Origin of the sequence: Dasania sp. GY-MA-18, assembly GCF_024734385.1 — a bacterium.
Classification (GTDB): domain Bacteria; phylum Pseudomonadota; class Gammaproteobacteria; order Pseudomonadales; family Dasaniaceae; genus Dasania; species Dasania phycosphaerae.
The window spans coordinates 366,601-385,786 of record NZ_JANHAP010000001.1 but is presented as its reverse complement, the minus strand read 5'-3'; the positions used below and the strand labels follow the sequence as shown (position 1 = coordinate 385,786).

Annotated in this window: 14 protein-coding genes; 8 read left to right on the top strand and 6 right to left on the bottom strand. The window is 48.8% G+C overall.

The features are described 5' to 3' along the window. Positions 1-58: 58 nt before the first annotated feature. Positions 59-2,944: a choice-of-anchor D domain-containing protein gene (locus NO559_RS01680; protein ID WP_258330038.1), complete on the top strand. Its 2,886-nt coding sequence runs from the start codon at positions 59-61 to the stop codon at positions 2,942-2,944. A 464-nt stretch (positions 2,945-3,408) separates the two neighbouring features. Here the strand turns inward: NO559_RS01680 and NO559_RS01675 are convergent, their stop codons facing one another. Together NO559_RS01675 and NO559_RS01670 are read right to left on the bottom strand one after the other, a co-directional pair. Continuing rightward, a complete protein-coding gene (locus NO559_RS01675) occupies positions 3,409-4,005 on the bottom strand; it encodes a hypothetical protein (RefSeq protein WP_258330037.1) in 597 nt (198 codons plus the stop codon). Between the two features lie 665 nt (positions 4,006-4,670). Then, the gene (locus tag NO559_RS01670; RefSeq protein WP_258330036.1) at positions 4,671-6,404 is read right to left on the bottom strand and encodes a DEAD/DEAH box helicase; all 1,734 of its coding nucleotides are present in this window, start codon (positions 6,402-6,404) and stop codon (positions 4,671-4,673) included. A gap of 185 nt (positions 6,405-6,589) precedes the next feature. Here NO559_RS01670 and NO559_RS01665 point away from each other — a divergent pair, with 185 nt between their 5' ends. From NO559_RS01665 to NO559_RS01655, 3 genes are read left to right on the top strand one after another with little or no spacing between them, the layout of a single operon-like run. Further along, positions 6,590-8,104 carry a malonyl-CoA synthase gene (locus NO559_RS01665; protein ID WP_258330035.1) on the top strand — a complete coding sequence of 505 codons (1,515 nt, stop codon included), beginning with the start codon at positions 6,590-6,592 and terminating at the stop codon, positions 8,102-8,104. 50 nt (positions 8,105-8,154) lie between these two features. Further along, positions 8,155-8,667, top strand: a complete 513-nt coding sequence (locus NO559_RS01660) for a hypothetical protein (RefSeq protein WP_258330034.1) — start codon at positions 8,155-8,157, stop codon at positions 8,665-8,667. A 4-nt stretch (positions 8,668-8,671) separates the two neighbouring features. After that, the gene (locus NO559_RS01655; RefSeq protein ID WP_258330033.1) at positions 8,672-9,355 is read left to right on the top strand and encodes an NUDIX hydrolase; all 684 of its coding nucleotides are present in this window, start codon (positions 8,672-8,674) and stop codon (positions 9,353-9,355) included. Positions 9,356-9,428: 73 nt separating this feature from the next. Here NO559_RS01655 and NO559_RS01650 read toward each other — a convergent pair whose 3' ends face one another. Next, complete coding sequence (locus NO559_RS01650; RefSeq protein ID WP_258330032.1) at positions 9,429-10,214, bottom strand: SDR family NAD(P)-dependent oxidoreductase; 786 nt, start codon at positions 10,212-10,214, stop codon at positions 9,429-9,431. An 83-nt stretch (positions 10,215-10,297) separates the two neighbouring features. Next, positions 10,298-10,693, bottom strand: a complete 396-nt coding sequence (locus tag NO559_RS01645) for a carboxymuconolactone decarboxylase family protein (protein ID WP_258330031.1) — start codon at positions 10,691-10,693, stop codon at positions 10,298-10,300. Positions 10,694-10,871: 178 nt separating this feature from the next. Here NO559_RS01645 and NO559_RS01640 point away from each other — a divergent pair, with 178 nt between their 5' ends. The 4 genes from NO559_RS01640 (at position 10,872) to NO559_RS01625 (ending at position 16,861) form a co-directional block, all read left to right on the top strand. Then, positions 10,872-11,687 carry a flagellin gene (locus NO559_RS01640; RefSeq protein ID WP_258330030.1) on the top strand — a complete coding sequence of 272 codons (816 nt, stop codon included), beginning with the start codon at positions 10,872-10,874 and terminating at the stop codon, positions 11,685-11,687. A 102-nt stretch (positions 11,688-11,789) separates the two neighbouring features. Continuing rightward, a complete protein-coding gene (locus NO559_RS01635; protein WP_258330029.1) occupies positions 11,790-12,650 on the top strand; it encodes a CoA ester lyase in 861 nt (286 codons plus the stop codon). 162 nt (positions 12,651-12,812) lie between these two features. After that, positions 12,813-14,183: a PotD/PotF family extracellular solute-binding protein gene (locus tag NO559_RS01630; RefSeq protein ID WP_258330028.1), complete on the top strand. Its 1,371-nt coding sequence runs from the start codon at positions 12,813-12,815 to the stop codon at positions 14,181-14,183. Beyond that, the gene (locus tag NO559_RS01625; protein ID WP_258330027.1) at positions 14,180-16,861 is read left to right on the top strand and encodes a hybrid sensor histidine kinase/response regulator; all 2,682 of its coding nucleotides are present in this window, start codon (positions 14,180-14,182) and stop codon (positions 16,859-16,861) included. Before NO559_RS01630 ends, NO559_RS01625 begins: the two co-directional genes overlap by 4 nt. Before the next feature lie 57 nt (positions 16,862-16,918). Here NO559_RS01625 and NO559_RS01620 read toward each other — a convergent pair whose 3' ends face one another. After that, positions 16,919-18,691 carry a sodium:solute symporter family protein gene (locus tag NO559_RS01620; RefSeq protein ID WP_258330026.1) on the bottom strand — a complete coding sequence of 591 codons (1,773 nt, stop codon included), beginning with the start codon at positions 18,689-18,691 and terminating at the stop codon, positions 16,919-16,921. Further along, positions 18,691-19,056, bottom strand: coding sequence for a DUF4212 domain-containing protein (locus NO559_RS01615; protein ID WP_258330025.1), 366 nt, complete (start codon positions 19,054-19,056; stop codon positions 18,691-18,693). The genes NO559_RS01620 and NO559_RS01615 overlap by 1 nt, the downstream gene beginning before the upstream one ends. Between the last annotated feature and the right edge of the window lie 130 nt (positions 19,057-19,186).

Genomic DNA, 19,186 nt, shown 5'->3' with positions numbered 1-19,186 from the left:
TCGATAGTCATAGGGCTACCGAGAATGGTTTCAATGACGAATTTACAGGGAGAAGGTCATGGACTTTCATAGTGGTATAACAATAAAACGGCTGGGGGGCTTATGTTTTGCCTTGCTAGCCATGCTGGTGCTGCTAGGCTCCAGTACTCTTTTTGCCGCTGATAGTATTACGGCAACTAAATCTAAAAATCCAGACAATACCTACTCGGTGGGTGGCACCGATACTTTTACCATAGCCACTAATCAAACAATACGGTGGACGGCAAACTACAACCCCTCTATGCCCACCGAGGGCAATGATTTTTACTTGCACCAATCGGGGCAGTCGCTTAATCAAATTGCACTTTCAACAAGTTTAAACAGTGGTTTTAACTCGGGTGAAATGTTTTTGAATGCGGGTACTTATATTATTAGTACCACCTATTTTGGTATGGGGGTAGGCAGCTATACCATAGAGTACAACCGCACGGCTTCGATTAGTCTTAGCCCTGGCAGCCATAATTTTGGTACCGTGCTGGCAGGTAATAACTCAGCTAATCAACTGTTTAGCATAGTCTCTACCGGCGATTTGCCGGTGACCATTACTGGTGTGACATTTTCTGACCCCGCGCATTTTTCTATAGTTGGCGCGGCCCCCAGTGGCACTGCGCCAGCTAGTTTTAACGTGCGTTGTAATGCGGGGCCAGCCGCAGGTGTATTTGGCTCTACTATTACCGTGACTGGTAGTAATCCTTCCGTTGCGGTGGCTTCGCCTACGGCAACCGTCAATTGCACCGTAGAGTTGCCGGTGCCTAATATTAGCTGTACCGGTAATCCCAATTTAGGCACCGCTGATTGGACGACTTCGGAAACGATTAATATCAGCCGTAGCTATTCCAATACTGGCACCGCGCCGTTGGTGATTAGCAACGTGCAGGTGGTTAACCTCTCTCCCCTAGCACCTTTTGCGCTTAACGGTGCGCCCAGTTTAGCGCCTTTAAACAGTGGCTCGCGCAGTGTGGCGATGACCTTTACCGCGCCCAATGCCGGTGGCGAAGCAACTTATAGCGGCCAGCTGCGCATAGACTCCAACGACCCCGACGAGCCAGTTAAACTATGCCCCTTTACCGCAGTGGCACACCATCCCGAACCTCGTATGTTATTGGATGACACGGTGTTGGATTACCATCAGGTGGAACTGGGTTTTGCCTTTACCAAGGCCATTATTGTGCGCAACGCCGGTGATGCTAACCTCAACCTAACAGTGGCTGATATCTTACCCTTGGCTGCCGATGCGCCGCAGTGGTCCAACCGCGAAGTGGGTGCCACTGTAGTCGCCCCCGGTGGCGAGGCAGTATTTAGGCAGGTGTTTGAGCCTTTGGCCACAGGCAACTACAACATGCAAATGCGGGTGAGTGGTGACGACCCCACCAACCCCGAAGATATAGTCACCTTGATGGGCGAGGGCATACCGCCCATACCCATAGATGCCGTGCCGGTGTTAGACCGCAGTGGCAGCATGAATGATGCCGCCGGTACTGCCGGCACTAAACTCTCGGCTATGAAGCGTGCAGCTAATTTGTTTACCGATTTAATTGCCCAGCGCTCTGATGGTTTGCCCGCAGCCGATGCCGATAAATTAGGCTTGGTGGAATACAACGAAAACAATAGCCAATTGCTAGCCTTGGATACCCTGCAAGGGATGCAAGTCACCGATGCACATAACGCTATTGATGGTCTCACCGCAGGAGGCAACACCGGCATAGGTGGTGCCATACAGCGCGCCGGTACCATGCTGGCAGGCTCACCCAGTAGTCGTAAGCATGTAATGGTGGTGATGACCGACGGCAAAGAAAACGTCGACCCACGCATAGTGCCTTCGGTGGAAATCGTTAAAACCAATGACCCCGATATTAAAATGTACAGCATAGGTTTGGGCAGCAATATAGAGCCCGACAAATTGCAGGCCATTACCAATATCACCAACGGCTACCATCAAGTGGCGGATGATTTAAGCGGCACCAGTATTTTTGATTTAGAAGCTTTCTACTTCAAAATTTTTGCCAACGCCACCGGCATGGAATTAGTGGTAGACCCCACCGTGCCAGTTAACCTTAACAACACCGCGCCCATAGTGGTGCAACAGGCGGCGATTACCAGCTCTGATAAAAGCGCCACATTCTTAGTGTTAGATGTGCCTGCGTTGCGGCCCTACTATGCCTTGGAGTTGATTAGCCCCACCGGCCAAATCATCACCCCGGGAGTATCCATAGGCGGCGTAGCCGTGCATGAGCTAACTAGAGATACCTATAGGTTAGTGCGAGTGGTATTCCCCAGCTTGGCTCAAGCCAGCGACTATGTAGGCGTGTGGCAGCTGCGCTTAACCGCCAAAGGCCTACCTAAAAAAGTACCGGGTACAACTAGCCATGGTTATTCGCAAGGCACTAGCGATGGCGTGTACAACCCCGGTGCGGGCATAGTGCCCATAGGTTTTGCTGCAGCGGTATCATCCGACTATCGCATGGCCGTTAGCGCGGTAGCCTCTAGCAGCCAACCCGGTGCCACTCTTAACTTAAGCGCTAGCTTTAGCGATAGAGCTTGGCCGGCCCCCAATGCGCAAGCTAGGGTTACCATCACCTCACCTTCAGGTACAGTGTATGGCCCGTTAAATCTTTATGATGATGGCACTCACACTGATAGCGAAGCCGGTGATGCCACCTTCACCACCAGCTTTACTCAAACCGCCGAGGCCGGTAGTTATAAGATTTTTTATAAAGGCCAGGGTTATAACGAGCGCGGTGAACTTGCCCCCAGGGAGGCAACCCGCTATGTGAGTTTGTTGCCACCTAAACCACCAGAGCGCGAAGAAGATTGCATACCCTGCCATATTTTAAAATGGTTATGGGCAGTGGTGATTGCTTTGTTGCTGTTGGGTTTGTGGTGTTGTTATCGCAAGCGGGGGTAGTTTGATGGTTTGATTATTTTGGTGTTTGTAACGGCTCCTGATTTGGGGCCGTTTTTGTATGTGGGGAGTGTATTTTGTCATGCCGGCACACGCCGGCATCCATGTTTTAGGTTTTAGGTTTGAGGTTTGATTGTTGTTATGCGCTGCCGTTCCGCCTCGCTGGGCGGGTTCATTTTCTTTGTTTGCCCAAAGAAAACAGAACCAAAAGAAAGGGCACCCTAGTCCGTCGTCGGCTACGCCGATTCCCTGTGCTACTCAATTTTTAACGGTCGTTCCGGAACTCGCATTTTTTGATACTTAATCAAAAAATACTCAGACATCCGTCACTACTTCGTCCCGTTAAAAATCTCCGTTGCTCGGCGACTCCCAAGGGGAATTCGGGGGCTTCGTAGTTGATTTGTGGTGGGATAGTGTGGAGGTGTTATTGCTGTTGGGTGTTTTTCAACGACTCTGAGCCCTTGGTCTTAAGCGTGCCTCGTTTTCCGCACTAAGTATCGGACTTGAATTGGTGCATTTTCTTCCATCGGAGCGATCACGTGAATGAGATCTTGTGATTCCGCAAGTTCCACCAAATGCTCTGACAATAGGGTTTCAATCCTATCTAAATATTCAGGTACTTTTTTATGGAAGGCTAATGAACTTTTCCCTTTTGAAAAGGGATTTTGAGAGTGAAGCATTGCCCCACATTTATCATATAACCGTTCGAACTGCTTTCTAGTGAGGTACCCGCTTTGTACTTTAGTCCAGCTTTGCTTATTGAAGCCATCTACTGGAACTGGATAGAATTCAGGGTTGATGTCCTCAATCTTGCGTAAGATCCTTGCTGCGTGCCAATCCTTCGCAATATCGCTTCTCACAGTGCGGTAGGCATTTTGGTATGACACAAGCGATGAGAACGCAATTAGCTCAAGCAATTTTCGCAATTGAAGAGCTTCCGATTCAATCGTTGTTTGTAGATAGGTGCAATGCGTTTTTCCGGACGTGAAGTCACGCAGTGTTTCGACCCGATAGCGACACTCCCGCATCATCGAAGCATATTCTCTGCGAGCTCTGATTTCCATGCTTTACCGTTTAACAATTGTATTAATTAGAATGTCCATGCCTAGATCTTATGCCTCAATATACACACTTTTAAACGTTTAGAACTAGTCATTATTCTGTAAATTATTCACGATTGCAGCCTTTAATCTCTATGCCCAGCCAATCTCGCTACGAAGCACCCAGATTCCCCTTGGGAGTCGCCGAGCAACGGAGGAAAATAACGGCGCGAAGCAGCGAGCACTGTCCGAGCAAAAAACGATTGAGTATCGTTTTTTGTGAGTTGCGCAGCGGCCGTTAGTTTTTCGAGTAGCGCAGGGCATCGGCGCAGCCGACGACGGACTAGGGGTGCCCTTTGGGGTTAAGGGGCCTTTGGGCATGCAAAGGCCCCTTATCGCCCGGCAAGGCGAAACAAATGGCAAGTATCAAATAATTACTAATAAAAAAACAAAATCATAGATACCGGCCCGTCCCAGGGTGCCCTCTCTTGCTGCGCAATTCACCTTGTACGCAGGCATGACGAATAAATTCAAAGATAATAGATGCAGGGTCTCAGCCCGGCATGACTGATGGCGAGGTTAAGCAAGTACCATAGTCCGCAGCCTTAACAATAAACTACCCCCACACCCCACATACAAAAATGCCCGCATCAGCGGGCATTGTTTAACAAACCAAACTCAACTAAAAGCTAATCCTTTTTAGCTTTTCTAGGCTTCTTACGCGGTGCTTTATTATGCGCCCCCGGCGCACTCTTACGCTTACCCGGTTGGCGTTGCTCGCGCTTGGCGGGGCCTACTTCGCTGATGTTAATCGGCAGGTTGCGCACGGTTAGGGTTTTTAGCTTGCTGATAAGTTCTTTAGGTAGGTTTAAAGGCAAATCTACTGTGCTGTGGTCACCGTGTAATTTGATATGGCCTATGTCGTTTTTGTGTAGGTCGGTTTCATTCATGATGGCGCCTACGATGTCGCCGGGGCCTACTTGTTGATCGCGGCCCAGCTCTATGCGGTAGCGCATCATTTGGTCGCTATCGCCTGAGCGTGACTGGCGGTTTTCTTCAACTACGGTAAAGCCTTTTTCTTTACGGCCTTTGGGTGAGTCTTTTACTTCTAGAGGGCGTTCTAGCTGGTGTAGGTAAGCCAGGGCGCAGGCGATATCTTCGGCTGAGCGGTCGTGCTCGGCGCTGTATTCGCTGAGTATTTCAAAAAAGTAATCTAGGTTAGGTTGCGACTCTAGGGTGTCGGTTAGCAATTGTTTAAATTGCTCTACGCGGCGGCTGGATACTTCTTTGCCGCTGGGTAGTTCCATAGGCTCGATTTTTTGGCGGGTGTTTTTTTCTATAGAAAATAACAAACGCTTTTCTCTGGGCGCTACAAATAAAATCGCGCTGCCATCACGGCCAGCGCGGCCGGTGCGGCCTATGCGGTGTACGTAGGCTTCGCTGTCGTAGGGTATGTCGAAGTTGAGTACGTGGCTGACGCGTTCAACGTCTATGCCGCGTGCGGCCACGTCGGTAGCGACGACTATATCAAGCTGCTTGTTTTTAAGGCGGTTGATGGTGCGCTCGCGCAGTTGTTGGTTCATGTCGCCGTTTAGGGCCGAGGCTGAGTAGCCGCGGGCTTCTAGTTTTTCGGCCAACTCTGCAGTGGCGGTTTTGGTGCGCACAAAAATAATCATGGCATCAAAGTCTTGTGCTTCTAGGATGCGGGTGATGGCATCCAGTTTGCGCTCAAAGCCGTTAACAATTAAGTAGCTTTGTTTGATATGCGAGCCAGTTTGGGTGGCGCTGGCTATGCGTACTTCTTTGGGGTTACGCAAATAGGTGTCGGCCACTTTTTTGATGGGGCCGGGCATGGTGGCGGAAAATAGCGCTACTTGGCGTTGCTCGGGGGTGTGCTCTAGTATCCACTCCACGTCGTCTATAAAGCCCATGCGTAACATTTCGTCGGCTTCGTCCAACACTACGCATTTCAAGGCGTCTAGTTTTAGGCTGCCGCGACGCAGGTGGTCCATTACGCGCCCTGGGGTGCCAACGACTACTTGTGGGCCGCGCTCTAACTGTTTTAGTTGGCCGCGCATATCTTGGCCGCCGTATATGGGCAATACTTGGAAACCTTTCATTTGGCTGGCGTAGCTTTTGAAAGCCTCGGCTACCTGTATGGCTAGTTCACGGGTGGGGGCTAATACTAAAACCTGTGGTGCTTTGGTTTTGACATCGATGTTGCTTAATAGCGGTAAGGCAAAAGCGGCGGTTTTGCCGGTGCCGGTTTGTGCCACGCCTAATAGGTCTTCACCGTTTAATAGATGGGGGATGCTGGCGGCTTGTATAGGGGAGGGTTGTTCATAGCCTACGCTTTGTATGGCTTTTAACACGGGCGCAGAAAGCGCCAGGTCAGAAAAACTGGTTGTTTCAGGGGATGACATTCAATAATCTCTAATAGGGACGGTAAAGCAGTTGGCGCAAGGCCAAGGGATAACCGCCTATTATAGGCGCTATACTGCTTGGGCGCTATCGGATTATCCCCATTGATGGGGTACACTGGTCGAATAAGCGTATAAAACCACTAATATTTTCTTAAAATCGGCTTGGCGTATCGTCGTTTTTGTCTATGAGCAATTTATTCACCTTATTTCAGCGAGGCTTTCCCGCCGACCAACAGGCCTTTATCCATAGCCCTGATGGCACTGTGCTTAGCTATGGCGATGTGCGTAGCCTCAGCGGCCAGCTGGCGCAGTATTTTACCAGCCTAGGTTTGCAGCCCGGTGACCGCATTGCGGTACAGGTGGCCAAATCCCCTATGGCCTTGATGCTATACCTGGCCGCGCTGCGGGCGGGTTTGATCTATTTACCGCTAAATACCGCCTATACCGATGCTGAAATGGCTTATTTTATGGCCGATGCCCAGCCTAGCTTATTAGTGTGTGAGCCTCAGCGGCAGGCGGCCTTGCAAAACCTATTAGCCAAGCTGGATGGCGAGGCGGCTGCTGCGCCGTTGGTCAGAGTATTAGATGAGCATGGGCAGGCCGATTGGTTGGCGCAATTGTCAAAATATGCAGCCGAGTTTGAGGATGTCAGCCGTGAGAGTGATGATATTGCCGCCATACTCTACACCTCTGGCACCACTGGCCAGCCCAAGGGCGCTATGCTCAGCCATGGCAATTTGGCGGCCAATGCCTATACCCTAACAAGCCTGTGGGGCTTTACAGGCGATGATGTGTTGCTGCATGCCCTACCTATATTTCATGTGCATGGCTTATTTGTGGCCTGCCATTGCGTATTAGCCGCCGGGGCGAGTATGCAATTTTTGCCCAGTTTTGAGCTGCCCGCCGTTATGGCGGCCTTGCCCCAGGCTACGGTGATGATGGGAGTGCCTACTTTTTATACGCGTTTATTAGCTGCGCCACAGTTCAGTGCCCAGCATTGCGCTAATATGCGCTTATTTATTTCAGGCTCGGCCCCTTTATTGGCCAGTACTCACCAGCAGTTTGCCACACTTACCGGCCATAAAATTTTAGAACGTTACGGCATGACTGAAACAGGTATGCTAGTCTCTAACCCCTTGCAGGGTGAGCGCCGTGCCGGCACAGTGGGCCAGCCCTTACCGCAGGTGTTAGTGCGTATAGTGAACGAGCAAAACCAGCCCTTGGCCCTCGGCGAGATAGGCAGCATTCAAGTGCAGGGCCCTAATGTATTTAAGGGCTATTGGCGCAAGCCTGAAAAAACCGCACAGGATTTTACTGCCGACGGTTTTTTTATTACCGGCGATCAGGGCAGCATCACTGACGATGGCTATATCAGCATAGTGGGCCGCGCTAAGGATATGGTGATTAGCGGTGGCTACAATGTTTACCCCAAAGAGGTAGAGCTGGTCTTAGATGCCATCGCAGGGGTGAAAGAGAGTGCGGTAATAGGCCTGCCTCATAGCGACTTAGGTGAGGCGGTTACCGCTATAGTGGTGGCCGAAACCGAGCTTAGTGAGGCGGCATTAATAGCCCAAGCCAAGCAGAAGTTGGCGGCTTATAAAGTGCCTAAACAAATATTTTTTGTTGCCGCTTTGCCTAGAAACACCATGGCTAAAGTGCAAAAAAATCAATTGCGCGCGCAGTATGCTAAAGCTGTGTAGCGCAACAAGTTAACAATAAAAACTACGTTATCGATAAGATTGAGGTTGTTATGACTGAGCAAGTTAAAGATATAGAAATTAATTTTTTTCAGGTGTTAGATGTAATGGGCGGTGTGATGGGCCGCATATTAGTGTCAGCCCCTAAAGAAAAAGCCAAGGCAGCTTTTAAAGATTTAAAATCGGGTAAGGTGTTAAGTGTAGGTGCGATTAACCAAGGTGATCAGCTTAAACTAGATTGCAAACTTAAATTAGATCACAGCGAATTTAAAGGCCCCGGCTTTAACTACGATATATTTCGCGTGGCCTTAGGTGGTTTACTTAATCGCATAGCCGTAGACATGAAGGCGAAAAAAGATATACGCATTATGCACAGCGAAGAGGGTTTACAGCTGGTAGGTATACCCGGTGTAGTGCGCGCCCATGAGCAAGATAATGTATTAATGATAGCCCTAGAGTTTGCCAAAGACGCCTCTATTATTGCCCATATGATGTTTATGGACCCCGAGCAATTTAAAGCGGCTGCTGAGCAAACTGCCGAGCATACCGAAGAGCGCGACGACTAACACGATGGCTGAATTAATCCCTGCCGCTACTGCTATAGTATTGCGCGATGGTAAGCAGGGGTTAGAGGTTTTATTGCTACGCCGCTCGCAAGCTTTGGCTTTTGCTGCTGGCTATTGGGTGTTTCCCGGTGGCCGCATAGACGCGGGTGATTATGGTAAACGAGCAGCCAGCGAGCAGCCTGATATGACCTTGGTCGCTAAACAGGCGGCAGTGCGTGAAAGCTATGAGGAGGCACAGCTTAAACTGTGCCCACAGCAGCTTATTCCCGTCTCACAGTGGTTGGCCCCCAAGGAAACCAGCAAGCGTTTTAATACCTGGTTTTTTGTGACGCGCTATCAAGGCGAGGCCAGCGTGCAGGTTGATCAGCAAGAGATAGATCACCACCGTTGGTGCAGCCCGCAACAGGCGCTGGCGTATTTTGATAATAAGCAAATGGCAATGATGCCGCCTACCTATGTCAGCCTGTTAGAGTTGGCGCAGCATCAAAGCAGCGAGCAGGCCATAGCGTTTTACCAAGCCCGCGGGCCCTTGCGCTATGCTGCCAAAAACTGGCTTAGCACCGAGCAGGATCGTTGCATGCTATACGCTGGTGACGCGGGCTATGAAGAGAATAATGCCTACGCTCGCGGCCCCAGGCACCGTTTGTGGGAAAACAACGGGGCCTGGATTTACGAATGCGATTTATAGCCTTGGTTTAGAGTTTTAGTTTAAAACTTTGATTTACAGCTTAGCGCGCTGGCTAAACATTGGCAGGCTTTGCTTACGGCCCCTTGCTTTCCTGCAGGCAATTGCCACCATCGACTACCATCATCTGCCCCGTGACATAGCTGGAGCCCGGTGATGCCAAATAAGCAATCATGGTGGCCATTTCCATGGCGCTGCCGCCACGCCCTACTGGCGTATACTTTGCCGCTATGGCTTCTTCTTCGGTTTGCGAGGCGGTGGCTACCCAGCCCGGCGCTACGTTATTAATTGTAATATTATGCTTGGCTACATCTATAGCTATGCTGCGGCTCATGCCTATCATGGCCGCTTTGGCGGCGCTGTAGGCGGCCTCGCCCTCGTTGCTCACCAAGGGGCCGGTTACCGATGATACGTTGACTATGCGGCCGTACTGCCTCTCCACCATGCCGGGTAATACCGCGCGGGTGACGTTGTAACAGGTGGTGAGGTTGCGCTCTATGCCCATATCCCAATCTTCATCGCGGCACTGGTGAAACAGCTCGTACACTTCACTGGAGCCCACCATAGTCATGCCCGCGTTATTCACCAGCACATCTATTTTGCCAAAGTCCTGCTCTATGGTTTTAATCATGGCGCGGGTAGCGGGGCGATCGGTTAAATCGCAAATATAACTTTTTACCTTAGGGCTAATCGCGGATAACTCTTGAGCGCGTTGGTGTATGCGTTCAGAGGTAGCGGTAATGGCAATCTCTGCACCTAGCTCTGCCAAAATTTTTGCCGCGGCAAAGCCTATGCCGCTATCGCTGCCCGCGCCGGTAATAAAAGCCACTTGGCCCTGCAGAGAAAATAGTGGATGCATCATGTTAGCCCTTGGTCAGTTAATTATTATAAGTGCAAGCATAGTAGCCCCGGCCTATGGCTAAGGCTATACCTTTTAGGTGTTAGTTAGCTGTTGCCGGGGTTGCTTTGCTGCCACTCGCTAATGACTTCCTGCGCTGCTCTAAAGGCTTCTTGTGCTGCTGGTGCACCGCAGTAAACAATAGAGTGCAGTAGCACTTCCTGTATTTCGGCTACGCTGCAGCCATTATTTAACGCGCCGCGCACATGGCCTTTTAATTCGGTGGGGGTTTTAAGTGCCGCCAGCATGGCTATGGTGATTAGTGATCGCGTTTGCCGTGGCAAAGTATCGCGCTGCCAAGTGGAACCCCAAGCGTGCTCGTTAATCCAATCCTGCAGCGGGGCCGTGAGTTCGGTGGTGTTGTCTATGGCCCGCTGCACAAAGGCCGCGCCCATGACTTCGGCTCTTACTTTTAGGCCGTTTTGTTTATCTTGTTCTGACATCTTGCGTTACCTAGGCAGTTATTTGGCCCGCCAATATAGCAGTTTTTATAAACGCTGCGCAGGGGCATATATAGCAAAGTTATAAGTGTATGAGCTTTGATAAAAACGAATATTAGAAGTTCGTGCCAGAACTGCTAGGCTAGGGTGATAGTAAACACTATAGGGTTGAGGTGAACTAATGGGCCTGACTATAGGCGAAATCGCCAGCAACGAGAGTTTATTAAATCAGTTGCAAAAAAACGCCAAACAAGAGAGAGAAGGCTTGCAGCCCTTAAGCTCGGGTAAAAAAATTAACAGCGCTAAAGATGATGCGGCAGGGTTAATTATTTCTCAGCAATTGCTAACTGAATTAAATGCCCTGGATCAAACGGCACGCAATGCCAGCGACGGCATTTCATTGGTGCAGGTGGCCGATGGCGGCTTGTCTTCGATTAACGACAATCTCAGCCGCATACGGGAGTTATCCCTGCAGGCTAGCAACGGCACTTTAGGGAACAGCCAGCGGGATGCTATACAGGCTGAGGTAGGCCAGTTGCAAGAACAAATCAGTACGGTGTTAGATACTACCCAGTTTAATGATCTTAAGCTGTTGCAAAGTAATGCGACTATAGAGCTGCAAGTGGGTGGCCTAGCGAGCGACAAACTAAGCCTGCAGCTACCCGATCTAGGCGCTAGCCTAACGCCGGCCCAAGCCATAGATGTTTCTACTGGGGTGGGCGCCAGTAATGCGCTAGCGGTGATAGATACGGCTATCGATGCAGTCAATAGTTTTCGTGGTGATTTAGGCGCGGTGAGTAAGCGTATAGAGTCTGTGATTAGTAATAATCGCAACAGCGCCGAAAATACCGCAGCCGCCCGCAGCCGCATTAACGATACCGACTTTGCCTTGGCCACCAGCGAGCAGCTGAAACAAAGCCTATTAAAAAATAGTGGCAATGCGCTGCAGGCCCAGGCCAATGCCAGTTCGCAGCTGGTGCTGAGTTTGTTATCGTAATCAGTTAAATAATTTAAAATAGCCACTATAAGCGCCACTTTATAGAAGCTGGCGCTGCCCCGCTGTTAGAATACGACCTCAATTTTTTAGTTTGAGGTAGTTATGCAAATCCGCCCCCGCCGCAGCGTGTTATACATGCCTGGCTCCAATCCCAGAGCCTTAGCAAAAGCCCAGCAATTAGCCGCCGACTGCCTTATTTTTGATATGGAAGACGCCGTTGCCCCTGCGGCAAAGGCGCAAGCCAGGGAGATTATTAAAACCGCGATACAGCAAGGTGATTATGGTCGGCGCGAAATTGTAGTGCGGGTTAATGCCTTGGATACTGAATGGGGCGAAGCCGATCTAAAAGCTATGGCGCATAGTGGTGCTCATGCTATTTGCTTACCTAAAGTCGAAAGCGCAGCAGAAGTGGCTGAGGCACTGGCTATTTTGGATAGGGCGCAGGCTCCCGCCAGTCTGTATTTATGGGTGATGGCAGAAACCCCTAGGGGCGTGCTAAATATTGAAGAGGTGTGTAGCGCCAGTGAGCGCGTAACGGTGTTGATGATGGGCACCAGTGATTTATCTAAAGAGTTACGACTGCGTAACCGCGATGATCGCCAGGGCTTATTGGCCTCGTTGAATCTTTGTGTGTTGGCGGCGCGGGCCAATAACTTAGATATTATTGATGGCGTACAGCTGGATTTAAACAATGAGCAAGCCTACCAACATAGCTGTGAGCAGGGCCGCGATTTGGGTTTTGATGGTAAGAGTGTGATACATCCAAAACAACTGGCCTATGCCAACCAGATGTTTGCGCCTAGCGCCACAGATGTGGAGTGGGCCCATAAAGTGATTGCCGCCTGGCAGCAGGCAGAACAGGCAGGTGAGGCATTGGTGTTGTTAGATGGTCGCCTGATAGAAAATCTACATGTGGAAGAAGCGCGGCGCACCCTGTCTATTGCTGCAGCTATAGAGCACTAAGCCCTAGGGCGATAATCGGTTTCTCATTCCCTAGCCTAGTAGAGCTATAGGTATTTATACGGAGCATAAATTTAGAGGCTTTTGCCTATAAGAGTCTACAATTAAAGCCAATGTGTGTTGCGGAAAAGGAATGATCCTGCAGTTTTGTAGCAAGGGGGGGGTATGACTACCAGTAATAATAACAAGACTAGTGTCAATAATGAGTCCAGTAACAATAAGCTCAGTAACAATAAATCCAGAAACAATAAGCCCAGTAACATAGATGAGCCGGTTAATCTGAGCAAACGCCAGAGTCTAAAAACCTTGGCTAGCTTAGGTGTTACCGCTTGGGGAGCGGGCAAGGCGCCTTTTGTATTCGCCCGCAACAAAACCACCCTGCGGGTGTTGGGCACGCATGTTACCTTGCAGGAAGAGTTGCGCCAGCGCGCCATGGCGGATTTGGGCATAGATATACAGTTTGAACCCGGCGGCAGTGCGGCGGTACTACAAAAGGCCTTTATGGCGCCGCAGTCTTTTGATTTATATGAGCAGTGGTCTAATAGCATCAATGTGTTATGGCGCTCGGGGTCTATACAGGCAATAGATAAAAAGCGGCTGCGCTATTGGGATGAAATTAACAACCTCAGTAAAACCGGTAAATTAACACCGCAGGCAAAATTAGGTGCGGGCGATGCTCCTTATAAGCTATTACATGTGCAGCCCGATGGTAAGCTAGGTGTAGCCCATACCGATGAGATTAGTTTTTTGCCCTATGTACATAATGTTGATTCTTTTGGCTACAACACCCAAGTAGTGGCTAAGGGCATACCCTATGAAACCGAGAGCTGGGGCTGGTTATTGGACGAAGCCTACGCCGGTAAGGTGGGCATTGTTAATGAACCCACCATAGGTTTGTTTGATTTGGCGCTGGCGGCTCAAGCTAAGGGCTTAATACAGTTTAAGGATATAGGTGCGCTAACGCGCGCGGAGCTAGACGAGTTATTTAAGCTGCTTATCGCGAAGAAAAAAGCGGGCCACTTTAGTGGCTTTTGGACTTCAGTGCCTGAGTCGGTGGACTTTATGGCCAGTAAACGAGTCGTTATAGAGAGTATGTTTTCTCCAGCGGTGTCCACCCTCAATGGTATGGGGGTGCCGGTTACTTATGCTGCCCCAAAAGAGGGGTATAGAGGTTGGCATGGGGTGATGTGCCTGTCAGCCGCCACTGAAGGCAAAAGAAAGGATGCCGCTTATGACTATATGAACTGGTGGTTATCTGGCTGGCCGGGCGCTTTTATTGCTAAGCAGGGCTATTACATCTCAAACCCGCAGCGATCCAAATCACTGTTGAGTAAGGCGGAGTGGGATTACTGGTATCAAGGCAAGGCAGCGGCTGAAGAGCTGCGCGGCACCGATGGCAAGATTTCAGTGCGGCGTGGCGAGTTGCGCACTGGCGGCAGTTATGAAAAACGTTTTAGCAATGTGGCAGTATGGAATACGGTGATGGAAACCTATGACTATAGCTTGCAGAAATGGTATGAGTTTATCAGTTCATGAATTTTGTTAAAAAAATGTTTCGGTCCTTGCAGGTACAAATACTGCTGGTAGTCACTTGCCTAATATTGATTTTAATTGTTCAAGCTTTTCAGTATAAAGTTTCGCAGGATCGCTTGATTGAAAATCAAGCTTTAACCTTGCAGGCTATGACGAATGTTGGTTTGGTTAATCAACTTGAACGTGATGTGGTAGATTTGCAGCGCAATGTTCTTATTTATAAAGACACTGCTAGTGAATCAGCTATATCGCGGTTTAATGACCTAATAGCCAGTGTTAATGCTAATCTGGCTAGTTTTGAGAATAATATTGCCGCTACCGATAACGAGAAATATAAAGACTTAATTAAACGTATGCGCTCTCATTTAAAAGATTATGAGAGCAATTTCTCTAGTGTTATTAGTGGCAGGGAAAGACGTGAGAATATATACCACAATAACATAGTGCTTGGTTTTGAGCGCTTGAATTATTTACTAGATCAACATGAAGAGGATGATAGTAATTATAAAGTTCGCTATGCACTGCTGTCTGCAAACCGGTATTTACTTGCATATATGCTGTCTCCAGATTATCAGCTGATAGAGAGTTTTAATGAAAATATAAATTCTGTTGGGGATAGTCTTAACAATAGTTACCTTAACAAGAGTGACATTGAAGCTAACCTCAATAAGGTGCGTGATGACTTTACCCAGCTTACTTATGTGACTCGTGGCTACATATTTTTGGTTAATGTGGTTATGGCTGGGTCAGCTAATGAGTTTTTATTTTTAACTCGCGAGATTGCTCAAAGCTTTAGTGATGAACAGTTGCTAAACAATAAAAATATATTGCAAGTAACCGCCGCTACCCAGCGTAATAATACTGTGGTGCTTGTTTTTTCTCTGGTTTTGTTTGTGTTGGTTGCTCTATATCTAATACTAAGAATTATTGTGCCTGTGCGAAAAATAACCGATGTGTTTCGCGTTTTGTCAGTAGGTGGCGAGGTTGACGAAATACCCTGTGTGCGGCGCGGCGATGAAATTGGGGATTTGGCCAAGGCGGCCAATGTGTTTCACGAGAAGAATAAAGAGTCGGTTGAGTTATTAGAACGAACTCAAAAGTTGAATGTTGAGCAAGAGCTATTAAATTTAGAGCTGGCCATAGAAAAAGAAAGAGCGGAAAAAGCGGCCGAGTCTAAGGGGATGTTCTTGGCTAATATGAGCCATGAAATACGCACGCCCATGAACGGTATTATCGGTTTAGTTCAGTTGGCATTAAAGACTAATTTAGATAAAAAACAACGCAGTTATTTGGATAAAATTGCCTATTCCTGCCGTATTATGATGGGCGTTATTAATGATGTATTAGATTTTTCTAAAATCGAGGCTGGCAAGCTTGATATAGAACATCTTGAGTTTTCACTGAATGCGGTAATCGAGAATCTAATTGCTATTGTTGGTGTTGGTGCTAAGGAAAAAAATCTAAAATTTAGGGTTAATGTTAATTCAGCTATTCCCGAGAAATTAAAGGGTGATGCACTAAGATTGAGCCAGGTCTTATTAAATCTATGTAGTAATGCTATTAAATTTACCGATAGTGGTAGCGTAGTCATAGATATAGATTTCCACCCGTCTAACCAAGATGAGCCTGCCAAGATTATTGCCAGAGTATCCGATACTGGCATAGGTATGAGCCCAGAACAGTTGGCGGTTGTGTTTGATTCTTTTACTCAGGCTGATGGCAGTACCAGCCGAAAATTTGGTGGCACAGGCTTAGGTTTAACCATAGTAAAACAATTAACAGAGCTTATGGGAGGGGAGGTTGCTGTTAGCTCTATAGAGGGGCGCGGCAGTCGTTTTACGGTTAGTTGCCAAGTGGAGGAGCTACCCTGTGAAATGCTATTAACTGAGCTGGCTGGCAAACAGCTTACGGTTTATTATCCGCTGCTGGCTGATGCGCCTTTAATAAACGATGCTTATTTTGACAGTGCAGGAATTAGCAAGCGGATTTTGTTACACGATCAAATAGATAATTTGGCTAGCACAGCAGAGCCCAATAAAAGTTTTGTTCTCATTGATGTGGTTAGCTCAATCTTTGCTGATACCCAGCAGGGCTTTATTCAACAGCTGTTAGCTATAGGTTTGCCGGTGGGCTTTGTTGTTGATGCTGAGTTGGATGAGCGGCAGTCTGAGATTTTAACGGCTTTTGGCCATCCAATTTTGACCCACCCCTTTGCCCCTACGGACTTTAAGCAATTTATTATTGAGGTGGTGGAAGAGCCTGCCGAGTTAGAGCAGCTAGAGCTTGATGAGCGTGGTAGCCAGCAGTTTAAAGGCCATGTGTTGGTAGTGGAAGATAACCGCATTAACCAAATAGTGGTGGGTGACATGTTAGCCGATATGGGGTTGAGCTTTGACTTGGCTGAAAATGGCCAAAAAGCGCTTGAAAAAGTGGTGGCAGGTGAAGACTACGACATGGTGTTTATGGATATACAGATGCCAGTTATGGATGGCTATACGGCAACCAAACAATTACGCACCGATGGTTACAAAGATTTAATCATCTGTGGCCTTTCTGCCAATGCCATGGCGCAAGATATAGCAGAGGCCGAAAAGTCGGGTATGAATGACTATCTCACCAAGCCCATAGAGTGGGATGCAGTGCTGGCTATAGCCAATAAATATTTGGAAAAAAGTAACTAATTAGCCAGCAGTTTTTGCTTACTGTTTTATAGTTCCTAGTTCCTAACTCCGACCGAGCTAATGCTGATGCGCCACTTGAGCACCGCTGGGTATGCGGCAGTCGTCTATCATATCTTGTACTTGCTGCGGTGGTGCAGCGCCTAATCGGCTAACTAATAATGTGGTGAGTATATTTAGCAAACAACCTACTGCACCTATACCCAAGGGAGAGATGCCCAGCAACCAGTTGTCAGCATGGCTGTTTTCTGGCGCGATAAAGGTAAAGTAAACAATATAGCCTGCCGTAAACAGCAACCCCACTAACATGCCTGCTATGGCGCCAATATTGTTACTGCGTTTACTAAAAATGCCTAGGAAAATAGCGGGGAATAAAGTCGCCGCCGCCAAGCCAAACGCCAGGGCTACGGTCTGCACCACAAAAGAGGGTGGGTGTATGCCAAAGTAACCCGCTACGCATATAGCTGCCGCTGCAGAACAGCGGGCGACCAACAGCTCCTGCTTATCACTGATGTCGGGTTTAAGTGTGCGTTTTAATAAGTCGTGCGAGATGGAGCTGGAGATCACCAGTAATAAACCTGCCGCTGTAGATAAGGCGGCGGCTACTGCACCGGCGGCCATTAGTGCCACTACCCAGCTGGGCATATTGGCAATTTCTGGATTGGCTAGCACCATGATATCGCGGTCTACATAAATTTCATTTTGATGTTCGCTAGGGGCATTGTTTAATAGGCGCTGGCCATGTACACCGCGCTGCTCATTAAAGTCTGGCTTGCCTACAAAGGGGGCACCGGCGCCGTATTGAATAACGCCGTCGTTGTTTTTATCTTGCCAGGCAAAAAGGCCGGTGTTCTCCCATGTGCTTACCCAGCTAGGTGCTGCGCTGTAAGCTACCTCATTAACACTTTGCGATAAGTTTAAACGCGAGAAGGCCGCCACCGCTGGCACGGTGGTGTATAGCACACAGATAAACATCAGGGCATAGCCCGCCGATTTACGCGCGTCAGTGACTTTAGGCACGGTAAAAAACCGCACGATGACATGGGGCAGGCCAGCGGTGCCTATCATTAAGGCGGCGGTAATAGCCAGGGCATCTAAAGATGAGCGGGTGCTGGCGGTGTAGGCGCTAAAGCCCAGCTCTACGGTGACTTGATCGAGTTTTTCTAATACCGATAGGCCCGAGCCATCGGCTAATTGGCTGCCCAGGCCCAGCTGCGGTATGGGGTTGTTAGTCCACAATATGGATAAAAAAACCGCCGGTACTAAAAAAGCAAAAATCAGTACGCAGTATTGTGCCACTTGGGTGTAGGTAATACCTTTCATGCCGCCTAATACCGCATAGCAAAAAACTATGGCCATGCCCACGTACACACCGGTGTTGATATCCACTTCTAAAAAACGTGAAAACACTATGCCTACGCCGCGCATTTGGCCAGCGATGTAGGTGAAGGAAATAAAAATTAAACACAGTATGGCAACAACGCGGGCAAAGTCAGAATAATAGCGGTCACCAATAAACTCGGGCACGGTAAAACGGCCAAACTTTCTTAAATAGGGGGCCAGTAATAAGGCCAGCAACACATAGCCGCCGGTCCAGCCTAAAATAAAAACGCTGGCATCACGGCCAGAAAAAGCCACTATACCTGCCAGTGATAAAAACGAGGCCGCGCTCATCCAGTCGGCGGCGGTGGCCATGCCATTCAGTAACGGGGGTACGCCACCACCGGCTACATAAAACTCTTTAGTCGATCCTGCCCGCGACCATACGGCTATGCCTATGTAGAGCATAAAGGTGCAAGCAACAAAAACCAGGCTTAGTGTTTGGGTATCCATTACTTGCCCCCCTTGTTTAAGCCTGGGGCATCGTCATCCACGCCGTGGGCGCGTTCTATGCGCAGCATCCAACAATGATAAATAAAAATCAGTGCCACATAGGCCAGTATGGCACCCTGCTGTGAAAACCAAAAGCCCAGTGGAAAACCGCCTAAGTGAAATTGATCCAGCCAGGGCCCCAGCAAAGTGGCAAAGCCAAAAGTAATGATGGCCCACACACTGAGCAGGGTGGCTAACACGATGCGATTGGCGCGCCAGTAACTGGCTAGGTTTTTTTCTGAAAGTACGTCGCTATCGTGGCTGGAAGGCCTAGTGGGATTTTCTACAGGCGTGGGTGGGCTAACTGCCTCATCGGATAGGCTCATGCTGGTATCCTGTTGTTATTATTATGAGTTGCTAGCCTCTAGTGTAGAGTCGCCAGCAAGAAGATGCTAGCCCTAGAGGCTACAAGGGTGCTTGCGGCTTTCGGCTTGGGGCTAGCAACTGCCCGCAGGG

What these genes read in the sequence shown, in the direction of transcription:
- NO559_RS01680 (WP_258330038.1), top strand. Translation starts at nt 59, where the DNA reads ATGGACTTTCATAGTGGTATAACAATAAAACGGCTGGGGGGCTTATGT.
- NO559_RS01675 (WP_258330037.1), bottom strand. Translation starts at nt 4,005, where the DNA reads ATGGAAATCAGAGCTCGCAGAGAATATGCTTCGATGATGCGGGAGTGT.
- NO559_RS01670 (WP_258330036.1), bottom strand. Translation starts at nt 6,404, where the DNA reads ATGTCATCCCCTGAAACAACCAGTTTTTCTGACCTGGCGCTTTCTGCG.
- NO559_RS01665 (WP_258330035.1), top strand. Translation starts at nt 6,590, where the DNA reads ATGAGCAATTTATTCACCTTATTTCAGCGAGGCTTTCCCGCCGACCAA.
- NO559_RS01660 (WP_258330034.1), top strand. Translation starts at nt 8,155, where the DNA reads ATGACTGAGCAAGTTAAAGATATAGAAATTAATTTTTTTCAGGTGTTA.
- NO559_RS01655 (WP_258330033.1), top strand. Translation starts at nt 8,672, where the DNA reads ATGGCTGAATTAATCCCTGCCGCTACTGCTATAGTATTGCGCGATGGT.
- NO559_RS01650 (WP_258330032.1), bottom strand. Translation starts at nt 10,214, where the DNA reads ATGATGCATCCACTATTTTCTCTGCAGGGCCAAGTGGCTTTTATTACC.
- NO559_RS01645 (WP_258330031.1), bottom strand. Translation starts at nt 10,693, where the DNA reads ATGTCAGAACAAGATAAACAAAACGGCCTAAAAGTAAGAGCCGAAGTC.
- NO559_RS01640 (WP_258330030.1), top strand. Translation starts at nt 10,872, where the DNA reads ATGGGCCTGACTATAGGCGAAATCGCCAGCAACGAGAGTTTATTAAAT.
- NO559_RS01635 (WP_258330029.1), top strand. Translation starts at nt 11,790, where the DNA reads ATGCAAATCCGCCCCCGCCGCAGCGTGTTATACATGCCTGGCTCCAAT.
- NO559_RS01630 (WP_258330028.1), top strand. Translation starts at nt 12,813, where the DNA reads ATGACTACCAGTAATAATAACAAGACTAGTGTCAATAATGAGTCCAGT.
- NO559_RS01625 (WP_258330027.1), top strand. Translation starts at nt 14,180, where the DNA reads ATGAATTTTGTTAAAAAAATGTTTCGGTCCTTGCAGGTACAAATACTG.
- NO559_RS01620 (WP_258330026.1), bottom strand. Translation starts at nt 18,691, where the DNA reads ATGGATACCCAAACACTAAGCCTGGTTTTTGTTGCTTGCACCTTTATG.
- NO559_RS01615 (WP_258330025.1), bottom strand. Translation starts at nt 19,056, where the DNA reads ATGAGCCTATCCGATGAGGCAGTTAGCCCACCCACGCCTGTAGAAAAT.